Consider the following 13,509-nt stretch of genomic DNA (forward strand, 5'->3'; position numbering starts at 1 on the left):
AAAAAATTAGGAGGATGGAAATGGGAACAAAATTAACGGATCAATTAACAGGCAGACATTTTTTGACTTTAAAAGATTTTACAGAAGACGAAATAAATTATTTGCTTGATTTAGCAGCCGACTTAAAAGAAAAGAAAAAAGCAGGCATTCCGCATCACTATATGAAGGGGCAAAATATTGCCTTATTATTTGAAAAGCCATCAACTAGAACGCGATGTGCTTTTACAGTTGCTTGTATTGATTTAGGGGCTCATCCAGAGTATCTCGGAAAAAACGATATTCAATTTGGTAAGAAAGAGTCGGTTCGTGATACGGCGATTGTATTGGGAAGAATGTTTGACGGCATAGAATTCCGTGGATTTGATCAGGAAACCGTAAATGGTTTAGCAGAACATTCAGGTGTACCAGTTTGGAATGGTTTGACAAATGAATTTCATCCAACACAAATTCTTGCTGATTTATTAACCATTAAAGAACATCTTGGACATTTAAAAGGAGTTAAGTTCGTTTACGTTGGTGATGGCAGAAATAATATGGGTAACAGCTTATTAATAGGTGGAGCAAAAGTTGGGATGGACGTTCGGATCTGTTCTCCAGAAGTGTTATTTCCTGACCAAGATATAGTCACTTACGCGGAGGAAGTGGCTAAAGATTCTGGAGCAAAAATTACGATTACTTCTGATATTGATGAAGCTGTTTCTGGAGCAGAAGTCATCTATACAGATGTTTGGGTATCCATGGGGGAGGAGGATAAATTCAAGGAACGAATTGATTTACTTTATCCTTATCAAGTAAATAAAGAAATGCTTGAAAAAACAGGTAATAAAGATGTGATGTTTCTCCATTGTTTACCAAGCTTTCATGATTTAAATACAGAGGTTGGACGAGATATATATGAAAAATTTGGTCTTAAAGAAATGGAAGTAACAGATGAAGTTTTTCAAAGTAAAAACTCATTTGTTTTTGACGAAGCAGAAAACAGGTTGCATACGATTAAAGCTGTGATGGCTGCAACCAATGGGACTGTAAACAGCTGAAGAAAGGAGGATTTACGAGAAGAGGAGGTGTAGAGAATGAGTGAAGACGAAAAAAAGCTGGGTCTAGTTGCGTTAATCGCACTTGTTGTCGGTTCCATGGTTGGCGGAGGAGCGTTTAACTTAGCAGGAGATATTGCGCTCGGATCGAATGCCGGATCTGCCATTATCGGCTGGATCATTACGGGAATCGGGATAGTTTCGCTTGCCTTTGTCTTTCAAAATTTAACGATCAGAAAACCAGAGCTGGATAGTGGTATTTATAGCTATGCCAAAGCAGGTTTTGGGACATTCTTAGGATTTAATAGCGCTTGGGGGTATTGGTTATCTGCGTTTTTAGGGAATGTTGCTTATGCTACATTGGTATTTTCATCCATTGGCTACTTCTTCCCTGTGTTTGAAGGAGGGCAAAATGTTGCTAGTATTATTGGAGCTTCCGTCGTTCTATGGTTAGTACATTATCTTGTCTTGCGTGGCGTCAGTTCCGCGGCACTAATTAACACAGTAGCAACGATTGCAAAAGTCATTCCAATTTTCTTGTTTATTATTATCGCGATCATTGCGTTCAAATGGAATACCTTTACATTTGATTTTTGGGGAAAGGGAGGTTTTACGTGGGAATCTGTCGGTGAACAAGTTAGAAGCATGATGCTAGTTACATTATGGGTATTTATTGGTATTGAAGGTGCGGTGGTTATGTCGGGAAGAGCAAGAAACCATTCTGATGTCGGGAAAGCTACTGTTATAGGCTTAATTAGTGTGCTTCTGATTTACATTTTAATCTCTTTATTATCTTTAGGGATTATGCCGAGAGAGGAACTAGCTAATTTGCCGAATCCTGCGATGGCATATGTATTAGAAGAAATTGTTGGACAGTGGGGAGCTGTTGTTATTAACCTTGGTCTTATCATCTCGGTTATGGGAGCATGGCTTGGGTGGACGATGTTTGCAGCAGAGCTACCTTATGTCACTGCCAAAGACAAGGTGTTTCCAAAGTGGTTAGCAAAAGAAAATAAGAATCATGCTCCAGTGAACTCTTTATGGCTAACTAATGGGCTCATCCAGTTATTTCTAATTACATTATTATTTTCAGAGGCTGCATATAACTTTATGTTTTCTTTAGCAACCTCAGCAATTCTAATTCCCTATATGCTATCTGCATTTTATCAAGTAAAACTGACAATGACAGGTGAAACATATCAATCAGGAGAGAAACGTACAAAGGAAAGAATAATCGGTTTTATTGCAAGCATTTATGCAATATGGCTTGTATATGCAGCCGGAATTAATTATTTACTCTTAACCATGCTGTTATATGCACCAGGGATCATCCTTTATAAATGGGCATTAAAAGAAAATGATATTCAAAAAAAGGATACGACGATAGAAAAAGCATTAATGATTTTGTTTGTTGTCTTAGCAGTAATTGCAATAGGTGGACTAATTACTGGAAGGATAACCATTTAACAAGAAAGGAAGCGAAAGAATGGGAAATGAACGAATTGTTATTGCTCTGGGTGGAAATGCGATCCAGTCTGGTAGTGCAACAGCTGAGGCACAACAGCAAGCATTAAACCATACTGCAGAACAATTGATTAAGATTATTAAACAAGGTTATCAAGTGGCTATTACACATGGGAATGGGCCTCAAGTTGGAAATATTTTATTACAACAAATTCAATCCCATAGTGAACAAACACCTGCTATGCCTTTAGATACATGTGGCGCTATGAGTCAAGGAATGATTGGTTATTGGTTGGAAAACGCCATAAATGATCAACTGCATGTAGCAGGCTTGGATAAACGAGTAGCTTCGATCATAACAAGGGTGGAGGTTAACCCTGATGATGAGGCTTTCAATAATCCAACAAAGCCAATTGGCCCGTTTTATTCAGAAAGGGAAGCAAAAGAACAGATGGAAAAAAACGGCGTTACATTCAAGGAAGACGCTGGAAGAGGTTGGAGAAGAGTTGTCCCTTCCCCACAGCCAGTAAAAATCCTGGAACATGAAGTAATTAAATCGTTAGTGGATAATGGAACGGTTGTGATCAGTACTGGAGGTGGTGGAATTCCAGTCTATCGAAAGGATAATAAGATTTTTGGCGTAGAGGCTGTCATTGATAAAGATTTTGCTTCAGAGAAACTAGGAGAGCTTATTCAAGCAGACACGCTTGTTATTTTAACTGAGGTGGAACATGTATATGTTAATTATCAAGCGGCTAATCAAACAACATTAGAACAGGTGACAACAGAAGAATTAAGAAAATACGCAGCTGAAGGTCAATTCGCTGCTGGTAGTATGCTGCCAAAAGTGGAGGCTGCAATTGCGTTTGTTGAATCGAATCCTGGTAGAAAATGTATTATCACTTCCTTGAACAAAGCAATGGAGGCTGTTAAAGAAAAAGCAGGAACGGTTATAAAAAATCAATAACAAATATGTGCTTTCATAAACGAGGGAGGGATTACATTTTGTAATTGTATTCCTCTTTTGTTTGGATACTGGAGGAAAGTCTTATGAATAAAAAAGAACGCCAGGAAAAAATTCGTGAACTTATACGGACAAACGAAGTCCATACCCAAAAAGAATTATGGCGGTTATTAAAGGAACATGGATATAACGTTACACCAACAACTATTTCAAGAGATATCCAAGAGATGCAAATAAGTAAAGAATGTTCACCAGATGGAGTAGAAAGGTACAGTTTATTCAATAATATAAAGGAAAATTCCGATCCCACAATCCAAAAGTTACAACAGTTTTTCTCTGAGACTATTCTATCAATTGAAGCAACAGGGATCTTTGTTATTATCAAGACAGATCCTGGGAACGCAGGAGCAATCGGTTATTTGATGGAATCTTTAGATTGGAAATCGGTAGTAGGTGTCATTAGTGGCGATGATAACTGCTTATTGCTATGTCGAACTAAACTCGAAGCAGAAGAAGTAAAAAAGAAGTGTATGACAATATGGAATAAAGACACCTCTTAAACGCATACTTGAAAAATCCGGCCATTAATGCTACAGGTTTTTTACATACGATTGGAGTCCAAGACTAGAAGCAACACCATATTAGTGAACAATTTTGCCTGTTCTTGTTCATTTCTTTATCTATCAATAGACTCACTTCGCCATTTTTTCTGTTCTTTATCATAAACTAAGGAGTATTTTCCTAAGCGTTTGATAGAAAACGTCCTCAAATGTCTTATTTCTTTGATTTCACTGTAGGAAACTTTCGCCATAAGGACTTGGCGACAAGCCAAGTTATTCTAATCATTTCCTCATTATTATATCAACGATCGCCTTCTATATTGGCAGTTTTTTGTCCATCAAAATAAGTTATATCTATTGTGTCTTTATGGTCAATAAGCCTCTTTCCTAATTTTATCGTTATCCAATAAAGCGAAATATCTTTCCAACCACTTGCATCTGTACGAGTATAGTAAATGAAGCCCTGCTCAAAACTATTTGGTCAGCTGTTTCTTTTAGGTTCCTTTCGATTAAATAGGATTAAATATAATGTAATAGTTGAGACAAAAATTCAATAGAGTTCCTGTATAAAAGAAGCGCTAAATAAAACCTTGAGATGCTTGCTCAGCAAAAGTTTCTAAGTAAACGATGATGAAAATAGAATGGGCTTATTGCAAGGTGTTTGAAAATGAAGAAGATATAGGTTGGATGTCTTATGATCTAATAAAATATAGTTTCATGGTGAAGGAAGACGTTGCATATTTAAGCTAGATTAGCCTTTCTCTTGTGTTTCCTTGTTCATAAACTCCCAAAATCGGACTAACTTTTCAACGTTTTTAACTGGGTTGTTACTTAACTCACTTAACAGCTGTTTTTCTTTCAATTCCTTTACTGTTAATAATTCGGCATCTGTTAATGTGAGGTCATCTGTAATTTTATACTTGATAGGATGTTTTGGCTCATGAATCAATCCTAATAAATAGTCTGCTGATACGTTCAGTTTCTTGGCTAATAGTCTTACTGTTTCCAAGGGTGGTTCATTTCTTCCTTGTTCATAGTAACCATACGCACTAGTAGTAATATTTAGTTCTTTAGCAAGATCCTTTTGGCTATAGCCAGCTTCAACTCGTACATCAGTTAATCGTTTACTAAAACTGTACACAGACTTTCTCCCCTTTTCTACTATTCTTAGCAAAATTATACAATTGTAAATTGTAAATAATAGTAAAAACAACAAAAAATTATATATTGGTTTACAAACAACAAAATGTTGTGTATAATGAGAAAAAATAATGGGAGTGATCATCTGTGTAATACTTTTACAGTGCAGTATTTACAAGAAGTAAATGAGGCTGAATTTTTGATGGGAATAGAAAGACTAATAGGGGATCACATGATGCAGAGGTACTAGTTTCAGGGGGGGAATCGAAACTTGTTATCTATAAGCTTTGAGATGGAAGTACATCTCTTAATCGTTCGCAATTTTCTTGTTCATGTCGATTTAAGAGATATGCATTCGGCATTTAACCGATGTGTGTAGTGATGAAGTGAAATGCATAAACCAGGATATTTTTTATAGTTATTATTCCGTCCTAATTTGTGCAACAAACTTTAGATAGCTACCATAATCACTTGATTGATCACACCATTTAGTTGATGCAATTCATTCATATGGTAGTGCTGAGTATATTTTAAAATTAAAAAGATAGAACCGAGTTATGTCGATTTGTTTGAATATGGAGGAACGAATTCTTATATCGTCAATGCGTCCTAATGTATCTCTCCATGTATCCCCATGAAGATGCTGGCAAAGAGGGGAGATGAGTAGTATACGAATGGAATATAAAATTCTTTGGTATTATCCCGCATGTAAGGTGCCGTAAGATTCCCACTTCAAGAACTAAGTTGATACAAAAGGGTCTAAGTGGGAAAAAACGGCACCTAAATGCCCGATTCGTTCAGGAGACCTTTAGGTCATACCCTTGAGGTGCTACCATTCAAGGAGAAAAGCATTCCTTGAATGAAGCTTCACTTTATCAATCTCTAGTAGACAAACCATAAGACATTCATGTGCAGCTATTGAATGTAGTAGGTTTAGGTTCTAATAAAAAAGAAACCGAATACTAACGCCGAATCTGTTGACGAAATGATTCGATTCTAAGAATTAATCTTGTCCTTTATGAAATGAGGTGAAGGAATGAGTGATTGCTTTTTAGACGAATCCGTTATTTTGACGGATATTGAAGCCAAGACGAAAGAGCAAGCATTAGAAATAGTTGCCCAAAATCTTGTCGATCAAAACCTAGTTAAAAGAAGTTTTATTCCTGCAATTGTTCAAAGGGAAGCAGAGTATCCAACCGGTCTCCCCACAAATGGCGTGTCAGTAGCTATACCCCATACAGATATCAAACATGTCAAAACGAAAACAATAAGTCTTGCTATTTTAAAGCATCCAGTTGATTTCTTTATTATGGGGGATGGAAATAACACAACGCCAGTTCAATTAATTTTTATGTTAGCAATGAATGAACCCAATTCTCAATTAACTTTATTACAAAAATTAATGCAAATTTTTCAAGATGAAAAAACATTAACGTATATCGTAAGTCAAAAAAATAAAACGGATATAAAAAATCTGTTAAAAAAGAAGCTAGGTATTACTTAAAAGAGGTGATTGTCATGGCAAAAAAGACGGTGCTAGTAGCATGTGGAGCGGGGATTGCAACTTCTACAGTGGTAAATGGTGCAATTGAGGAAATTGCTAGGAAAAATAATATAGATGTCAACCTGATTCAAATTAAAATTGCAGAAGTTGAATCGTACTTAGATACAGCAGATCTGTTGGTAACAACCGCAATGACGAAAAAAGAGTATCCGTTTCCAGTAATTAATGCACGCTCATTTTTAACTGGTATAGGTACAGAGGAGACGAAAAAACAAATAGTAGACGAACTTGAAAAATAATACTACGAATGGAGTTCTCGGTTTTCGATAGAGCCGAGAAATCCTTTATCCCGCATGTAAGGTGACGTAAGACTCCCACATTAAGATCCTGAGTTGGTACACAAAAGGGTCTAAGTGGTAGCAAACGGCACCTAAATGCCCGATTCGTTCAAGGGCCTTTAGGTCATACCATTAAGGTACTAACATTCCGTGTAAAAAGCGTTCCACGGAATGAAGTTTCACTTTATATCTTATCTGAGTTGGAGGAGGTTAAATAATTGCAATCATTTGTTGAATTTATTCAAAGCTTTCTAGGGTTAGGTGCAACAGTAATTTTACCTGTAGCCATTTTTATATTAGGAGTATTTTTCGGTCAGAAGGTGGGTAAAGCATTTCGTTCGGCTGTAACAATTGGTGTAGCATTTGTAGGAATATTTTTAGTTATTGATTTGTTGACGCTTAATCTTGGGCCAGCTGCACAAGGAATGGTGAATCGATTAAACGTAGAATTAAATGTAATTGATGTAGGTTGGCCAGCTACTTCTTCCATAGCATGGGCATCAGTTGTAGCAGCATTTATTATTCCCCTAGGACTGATTGTCAATGCCATCATGTTATTAACGAAAACAACGAAAGTAATGAATGTGGATGTTTGGAATTTTTGGCATTATACGTTTGCGGCCGCCGTAGTGTATACAATATCTGGAAGCATTATCCAAGGTCTAATTGCTGCTGTTATATTTCAAATCGTTTGTTTAAAGGTTGCTGACTGGACAACACCAATGGTGAGAGACTTTTATGAAATGCCAGGAGTATCGGTTGCTACTGGTAGTACTATTTCATATGCACCATTTATCTTTTTAGTAAAATGGATCCAGAAAATTCCTGGATTAAAGAATTTACATGCAGATCCAGATTCTATTCAAAAGCGTTTTGGGGTTTTTGGAGATTCCATGGTTGTTGGTTTATTTCTTGGTATAATAATCGGTTTACTTGCTGGTTATCGTGTTGGGGAAGTTATTGAAGTCGGTATGTCTATGGCTGCAGTTATGATTTTGATGCCACGAATGGTAAAAATTTTAATGGAGGGTCTAATGCCTGTTTCAGAATCAGCTCGTACATGGTTAAATAATCGATTTGGAGAAAGTGATATTACGATTGGTTTAGATGCAGCTGTATTATTGGGGCATCCATCTGTAATTGCTACAGCTCTTATTTTAACACCTGTTACGGTATTAATTGCTGTAATGTTACCTGGTAACCATGTACTTCCATTCGGTGACTTGGCAACTATTCCATTTATCGTTGCTTTTATTGTAGGTGCTGCTAGAGGTAATATTATCCACTCTATTATTGTAGGAACAGTTATGATTGCGCTATCCCTTTATATGGCTACAGATATCGCACCGGTATTTACCGATATGGCGATGAGTGCAGAAATTAAGCTTCCAGAAGGATCTGCAAAGGTTTCTAGTATTGACCAAGGAGGCAATCTATTCAATTGGTTGATTTGGAAATTTTTCGAGTTATTTCATTAAAGTTAGGCCTCAAAAATATATCTAAAAGTAAGAAATCCCGATACCATTGGGCGTAATGGTATATATAGATTCCATGGGTTGTTAAAAAACTTCATAGGTGTTTGAGAAATCTAAGAAAACAGGGGTAATGGAAGATATTTAAAGCGAACAGAGGAGGATAAACCAATGAAATCCTTAGTTAAAACAGAATTAGGATTCGGCAATCTCGAAATTCAGGATAAGAAGGAGCCAATTCCCGGAAAAGATCAAGTGAAAATTAAAATTAAATATGCTGGTATTTGTGGATCTGATATTCATACGTATGAAGGACATTATAAAGTTCAAGCACCAGTTACTTTAGGTCATGAATTTTCCGGTGAAGTTGTAGAAGTTGGTGATAATGTAACTGAATTTAAAGTGGGTGACCGAGTAACTTCTGAAACTACTTTTTATATCTGTGGTGAATGTAGATATTGTGGGTCAGGGGATTATAATCTTTGTGATCACCGAAAAGGCTTAGGAACTCATCAAGATGGTGGATTTGCTAAATATTTAATTGCTAGAAAAGAAAGTGTCCACGTTCTTCCAGAGAACGTAGACTATAAATCAGCTGCCATGACTGAACCACTAGCATGTACGTATCATGCTGTCTCAAAAACAAAAATCAATGAGGGGGATGTTGTTGTTGTCATCGGGCCCGGTCCAATTGGTTTACTGACAGCACAAGTAGCAAAGAGCTTTGGAGCCAAGGTAATTATTACTGGACTAACCAATGATAAAATTCGTCTGGATAAAGCAAAAGAACTTGGGGTTGATATCGCGTTAGATTCACAAAAAAGCGATGTTCAAAAAGTTGTTAATAAAATAACAAGTGGATATGGAGCAGATGCGGTGTTTGAATGTTCAGGAACAGTGCCTGCTGCCAAACAAGGTTTAGATGTATTACGAAAAAAAGGTAATTATGTGCAAGTAGGAATATTTTCTCAACCAGCCGTACCGTTTGATTTAGAAAAAGTCATTCAACATGAGATACATGTAGTGGGGAGCAGAAGTCAACATTCAGCTGATTGGGAGCCGGCGTTAGCATTGATGAATGAAGGAAAAGTAAATGCGAAAGCTCTAGTAACTCATGAATTTGATATTACACAATGGGATGAAGCATACCAGGTAATAAAGAGTGGAGATGCTATTAAAGTATTGTTAGTTCCGGCAGAATAATAGAATCAAAAGGATGTGTTTAAATGACTAAACAGGATTTGATTTCTCTAATTGATTATACGCTATTGAATCCAATCGCAACGAGAAAATGTATTAAAATATTTTGCGAAGAAGCTATTGAATATGGTTTTAAAACTGTTTTTGTTAATCCTTACTATGTTTCATATGCGCATCGTCTTTTATCCCCACACCATATTAAGGTTGGAATCCCAATCGGGTTTTCGTTAGGAGGAGCAGTAACTCATGTCAAAGTAGAAGAAGCAAAACAAGGGATTAAAAATGGTGCTGAAGAAATGGATATGCTCATTAATATTGGAGCCCTCAAATCTGGCGAATTTGATGTTGTGAAAAACGATATTGAAGAAGTGGTTAAAGTTGCTAACGGGTTGACGACTAAAGTAATTATTGAAACAGGGTTGCTAACAGAGAAAGAAAAAATCATAGCAACGGAATTAATCATGGAAGCCGGGGCAGACTTTGTGAAAACGTCTACGGGATTTAATGGTAGTGGTGCAACCATTGAAGATGTGCAGTTACTTCGCTCCATTGCAAAAGACAAAATAGGTGTCAAAGCTGCTGGAGGAGTAAAAACATATCAAGAAGCTGTTCAAATGGTGAAAGCTGGTGCAAATCGTATTGGCTCTAGCAGTGCAATCGTAATGATTAATCATGATGCTTATTAATGGGTGGCTCCCGCATGGAAGGTGCCGTAATTCTCCCCCTTTAGGAGTGAAAGGAATACGGCGAAGTCTGAATTGGAGAAAACGGCACCTAAATGTCCGATTGGTTCCACTAACTAGCGTTCCAAGAAATGAAGTTTCATTTTATCCCGGATGTAAGGATCCGTATTTTTCTCCTTTCCAACATGTGCTAATGATGTTGCAAACATGATGAGAAAAACGGCTCCTAAATCCCCGATTCGTTTAACTAACATTCAAGGAGAAAAGCACTCCTTGAATGAAGTTTCACTTTATTACACAAATCAATATTGTTTATAGGTTAAATTTTAGCTGCTATCGATAGGGGAGGACAATCATGATAGATATTTTTTTAGATGTTATGTTAGGGCCTTTTAGAGTAATTAGCCAATTTTATTTTAAAAATCAACTATTTTTTAACACGATTTTGATCGGTCTTGCAGCATATAACCTGTTCTTTAATAGAAGCAGAAATATACAAAGTGACTCAAAAAGCTAAATAATAGCGAATAGCTAAAGAAGGGGACGGTCATCGTGAGAGCTTTGAATTTATATGGAGAAAAAGATATTCGTTTTGAAGAAAACACCCCTAAGCCAACTATTAAGAATAGAGAGGATGTTATTATTAAGGTGAAATCAGTAGGGATTTGTGGATCTGATCTATCTAGATTCATCAAATTAGGTCCCTATATAAAAGGAATGACATTTGGTCATGAGTTTGCTGGAGAAGTTGTAGAAGTTGGTGAAGATGTCAAACAAGTAAAAGTAGGAGATCGAGTTGCGGGTTGTCCTGCGTTTGTGTGTAAGAAATGTGATAGTTGTCTTAGGGGAGAACCTGCGCGTTGTGAAAAGTTAGTTGTTATTGGTGCATTTCATCCGGGAGCCTATGCTGAATATACGAAACTACCAGAAAGTCATGTTTTGAAATTGCCAGATAATGTAGACTATGATACAGCAGCAATGGTAGAGCCATCTGCTGTTGTTGCACACGGATTTTACCAAACTAGCATTCAGGCTGGGGCTGAAATAGCTATTATGGGGGTTGGCAGTATTGGATTATTAGCTGTACAATGGGCGAAGATTTTTGGCGCAAAAAAAATATATGCTATTGATATAGACCAGAAGAAATTAGCTATTGCCAAAAAGCTTGGTGCCGATGTGATTATTAATTCCAGAGAAAAACCTGCATATAAACAAATAATGGAACATACGAATGGGAGAGGAGTAGATTTAGCCGTAGAGTCTGCAGGATCACCTATTACTTCTGAACAGGTTCTCGCATTACCATGTAAAGGCGGAGAAGTAGTATTTATGGGGATACCGTATGCAAATATCAATATAGAACGTTTTTATTTTGAAAAAATTGTTCGCAATGAATTGACTATTTATGGTTCATGGAATGCGGTATCTTCCCCGTTTCCAGGTAAAGAATGGAGTGCAACCATCGATTATATGAGTAAGGGTCTAATTAGATCGGAATCCATGATATCACATATCTTTTCATTAGCTGAGGGACCAGATGTATTTCAAAAAATAGTAAATAATCAAATCGATTCCGTTAAAGTGTTATTTCATCCCGAAATAATCGAAAAAACAGGAGGAATAGCCAGAGAGACAATAACCATATAAATATATCAAAATGGTACGACAGCAGTTTTTAGTAATTTTATGTCATTTTAAAGTGGCAAAAGGCGCACAGGCTCATTCAAATAATGTCTGAGCCTGCTTTTTTATTGCTTCAGAAATTATAATTTATTTTTTCATGGTGGATCATTTTTTGAAAAATAGCTTTATCTAGCTTATGTGCTCAACGCCTATCAAACTTTGAACTTCTTCCTACAATAAGTCAACATCGGCTCCTCTTGTCGCCGTATTTTCTTTATCTCATCAGAAAGTTCTGCCGTTTGTACGTTGCTAACGAATTGCTATTATTCTACTATAGGGAAAGTATAAAACTTTAGGCTTTATCCCGCATGTAAGGTGCCGTAAGTTTCCCACTTCAAGTCCTGAATTCGTGCAAAGGGTCAAAGTGGGAGAAAACGGCACCTAAATGCCCGATTGGTTCAAGGGCCTTTAGGTCATACCCTTGTGGTACTAACATTCCGTGTAAAAAGCATTTCACGGAATGAAGTTTCACTTTATCCCGCATGTAAGGTGCCGTAAGACTCCCACTTCAAAATCTTGAGTTAATACAAAAGGATCTAAGTGGAAGAGAACGGCACCTAAATGCCCGATTCGTTCAACTAACATTTCTTGGGAAAAGCATTCCAAGAAATGAAGTTTCACTTTATCGTATAAGAAAAACTACAGCTTTCGCTTAAGGCTTGGCGACAAGCCAAGTTTTTCTAAAAAACTTACTCTTGTTTAGAGATTTTTGCATGAACAACAAAACGCCCTTCATCGGGATCCAGTGTATAATCACAAGTGGACAGTGTAATTATCGTATCATTCTCATTCACTTTTACATCTGATTTGAAGATTGATTTATCTTGAATTTCCTCAACTAATTGTTTGTACTCATTCTGGGTAGCAAAATCAGTTTGAATATAATCAAAGTCGGTTGTAGTATGATAGACAGAAAATACTTCTGCATCATAGCTGTCATACATCGTATCAAAAAATACGTTACGGTGATTTGTAAAAAATTCTTTGTCCGTATACTTTCTTAAAGTATGAAACATTGTTCCATCCTTCATGTTATGTCCTTATAAAATAATATTACGATTATATGAAGCTACATTATTACGATAATCCATAAAAATACTGCCGGCTCTTGAGTTTTCCTCTTTATAATTTCGATATAAATAATGCTCATTATTGTCAGCTTGCAAAATAGGGTAATTGATTTTTGTTTTATCTATCGTAAGCCAACCGACAATATCCGAATTAATTTTGTGTAATTCCTTAAATTGCTTTCGTATCTCACCTTTCTTAGCTGATGTCTCAGAACGATTTGTATGTGTCGCATATATATCCTGCACATCAGCGAGTACTTGCCGATTATGATAGTAATCCAATCCTAGGGATCCTAATTCATACGCTGAATATATAAACACCCCAATACAAATAGTTATCACCACATTAGAAAGCCATTTCCGGATTTTCTTACCACTCATTTTATCACCCCAAGTT

Annotated in this window: 13 protein-coding genes and 1 pseudogene; 11 read left to right on the plus strand and 3 right to left on the minus strand. The window is 36.6% G+C overall.

The window, feature by feature from the left end; translation table 11 throughout:
* The first annotated feature begins 20 nt into the window (after window positions 1–20).
* The 4 genes from argF (at window position 21) to BN1066_RS11215 (ending at window position 4,022) form a co-directional block, all read left to right on the plus strand.
* Window positions 21–1,037 carry an ornithine carbamoyltransferase gene (gene argF / locus BN1066_RS11200; protein WP_077319515.1) on the plus strand — a complete coding sequence of 339 codons (1,017 nt, stop codon included), beginning with the start codon at window positions 21–23 and terminating at the stop codon, window positions 1,035–1,037.
* Between the two features lie 36 nt (window positions 1,038–1,073).
* On the plus strand, window positions 1,074–2,501 hold the full coding sequence (gene arcD / locus BN1066_RS11205) for an arginine-ornithine antiporter (protein WP_077319516.1): 1,428 nt from the start codon (window positions 1,074–1,076) through the stop codon (window positions 2,499–2,501).
* A gap of 19 nt (window positions 2,502–2,520) precedes the next feature.
* Window positions 2,521–3,465 (plus strand): carbamate kinase, encoded by a 945-nt coding sequence (gene arcC, locus BN1066_RS11210; RefSeq protein WP_077319517.1) that lies wholly within the window; start codon window positions 2,521–2,523, stop codon window positions 3,463–3,465.
* 83 nt (window positions 3,466–3,548) lie between these two features.
* Window positions 3,549–4,022, plus strand: a complete 474-nt coding sequence (locus BN1066_RS11215; RefSeq protein ID WP_077319518.1) for an arginine repressor — start codon at window positions 3,549–3,551, stop codon at window positions 4,020–4,022.
* A 751-nt stretch (window positions 4,023–4,773) separates the two neighbouring features.
* Here BN1066_RS11215 and BN1066_RS11220 read toward each other — a convergent pair.
* Window positions 4,774–5,163, minus strand: coding sequence for a helix-turn-helix domain-containing protein (locus tag BN1066_RS11220; protein ID WP_179104361.1), 390 nt, complete (start codon window positions 5,161–5,163; stop codon window positions 4,774–4,776).
* Window positions 5,164–6,198: 1,035 nt separating this feature from the next.
* Between BN1066_RS11220 and BN1066_RS11225 the strand changes: the two genes are divergently transcribed.
* From BN1066_RS11225 to deoC, 5 genes are all read left to right on the plus strand, one after another.
* Window positions 6,199–6,666, plus strand: a complete 468-nt coding sequence (locus BN1066_RS11225) for a PTS sugar transporter subunit IIA (RefSeq protein ID WP_077319520.1) — start codon at window positions 6,199–6,201, stop codon at window positions 6,664–6,666.
* 14 nt (window positions 6,667–6,680) lie between these two features.
* Window positions 6,681–6,965 (plus strand): PTS sugar transporter subunit IIB, encoded by a 285-nt coding sequence (locus tag BN1066_RS11230; RefSeq protein WP_077319521.1) that lies wholly within the window; start codon window positions 6,681–6,683, stop codon window positions 6,963–6,965.
* Between the two features lie 257 nt (window positions 6,966–7,222).
* A complete protein-coding gene (locus BN1066_RS11235; protein WP_077319522.1) occupies window positions 7,223–8,482 on the plus strand; it encodes a galactitol-specific PTS transporter subunit IIC in 1,260 nt (419 codons plus the stop codon).
* A gap of 165 nt (window positions 8,483–8,647) precedes the next feature.
* A complete protein-coding gene (locus BN1066_RS11240) occupies window positions 8,648–9,679 on the plus strand; it encodes a zinc-binding dehydrogenase (RefSeq protein ID WP_077319523.1) in 1,032 nt (343 codons plus the stop codon).
* A 23-nt stretch (window positions 9,680–9,702) separates the two neighbouring features.
* The gene (gene deoC, locus BN1066_RS11245) at window positions 9,703–10,362 is read left to right on the plus strand and encodes a deoxyribose-phosphate aldolase (RefSeq protein WP_077302356.1); all 660 of its coding nucleotides are present in this window, start codon (window positions 9,703–9,705) and stop codon (window positions 10,360–10,362) included.
* A 113-nt stretch (window positions 10,363–10,475) separates the two neighbouring features.
* Here the strand turns inward: deoC and BN1066_RS20250 are convergent, their stop codons facing one another.
* Window positions 10,476–10,613, minus strand: a complete 138-nt coding sequence (locus tag BN1066_RS20250) for a hypothetical protein (protein ID WP_156875359.1) — start codon at window positions 10,611–10,613, stop codon at window positions 10,476–10,478.
* A gap of 101 nt (window positions 10,614–10,714) precedes the next feature.
* Here BN1066_RS20250 and BN1066_RS20255 point away from each other — a divergent pair, with 101 nt between their 5' ends.
* Complete coding sequence (locus BN1066_RS20255) at window positions 10,715–10,876, plus strand: hypothetical protein (protein WP_179104362.1); 162 nt, start codon at window positions 10,715–10,717, stop codon at window positions 10,874–10,876.
* 35 nt (window positions 10,877–10,911) lie between these two features.
* The gene (locus BN1066_RS11250; RefSeq protein WP_077319524.1) at window positions 10,912–12,006 is read left to right on the plus strand and encodes a galactitol-1-phosphate 5-dehydrogenase; all 1,095 of its coding nucleotides are present in this window, start codon (window positions 10,912–10,914) and stop codon (window positions 12,004–12,006) included.
* Between the two features lie 725 nt (window positions 12,007–12,731).
* Here the strand turns inward: BN1066_RS11250 and srtB are convergent.
* Window positions 12,732–13,493 (minus strand): annotated as a pseudogene (gene srtB, locus BN1066_RS11255) (class B sortase).
* Between the last annotated feature and the right edge of the window lie 16 nt (window positions 13,494–13,509).

This window comes from Virgibacillus proomii, assembly GCF_900162615.1.
GTDB classification, from domain to species: domain Bacteria; phylum Bacillota; class Bacilli; order Bacillales; family Amphibacillaceae; genus Virgibacillus; species Virgibacillus proomii.

Bases quoted from the DNA above. Each gene is read 5' to 3' on its own strand.
- argF (WP_077319515.1), top strand. From the start codon at position 21: ATGGGAACAAAATTAACGGATCAATTAACAGGCAGACATTTTTTGACT.
- arcD (WP_077319516.1), top strand. From the start codon at position 1,074: ATGAGTGAAGACGAAAAAAAGCTGGGTCTAGTTGCGTTAATCGCACTT.
- arcC (WP_077319517.1), top strand. From the start codon at position 2,521: ATGGGAAATGAACGAATTGTTATTGCTCTGGGTGGAAATGCGATCCAG.
- BN1066_RS11215 (WP_077319518.1), top strand. From the start codon at position 3,549: ATGAATAAAAAAGAACGCCAGGAAAAAATTCGTGAACTTATACGGACA.
- BN1066_RS11225 (WP_077319520.1), top strand. From the start codon at position 6,199: ATGAGTGATTGCTTTTTAGACGAATCCGTTATTTTGACGGATATTGAA.
- BN1066_RS11230 (WP_077319521.1), top strand. From the start codon at position 6,681: ATGGCAAAAAAGACGGTGCTAGTAGCATGTGGAGCGGGGATTGCAACT.
- BN1066_RS11240 (WP_077319523.1), top strand. From the start codon at position 8,648: ATGAAATCCTTAGTTAAAACAGAATTAGGATTCGGCAATCTCGAAATT.
- deoC (WP_077302356.1), top strand. From the start codon at position 9,703: ATGACTAAACAGGATTTGATTTCTCTAATTGATTATACGCTATTGAAT.
- BN1066_RS20250 (WP_156875359.1), bottom strand. From the start codon at position 10,613: ATGTTAGTTAAACGAATCGGGGATTTAGGAGCCGTTTTTCTCATCATG.
- BN1066_RS20255 (WP_179104362.1), top strand. From the start codon at position 10,715: ATGATAGATATTTTTTTAGATGTTATGTTAGGGCCTTTTAGAGTAATT.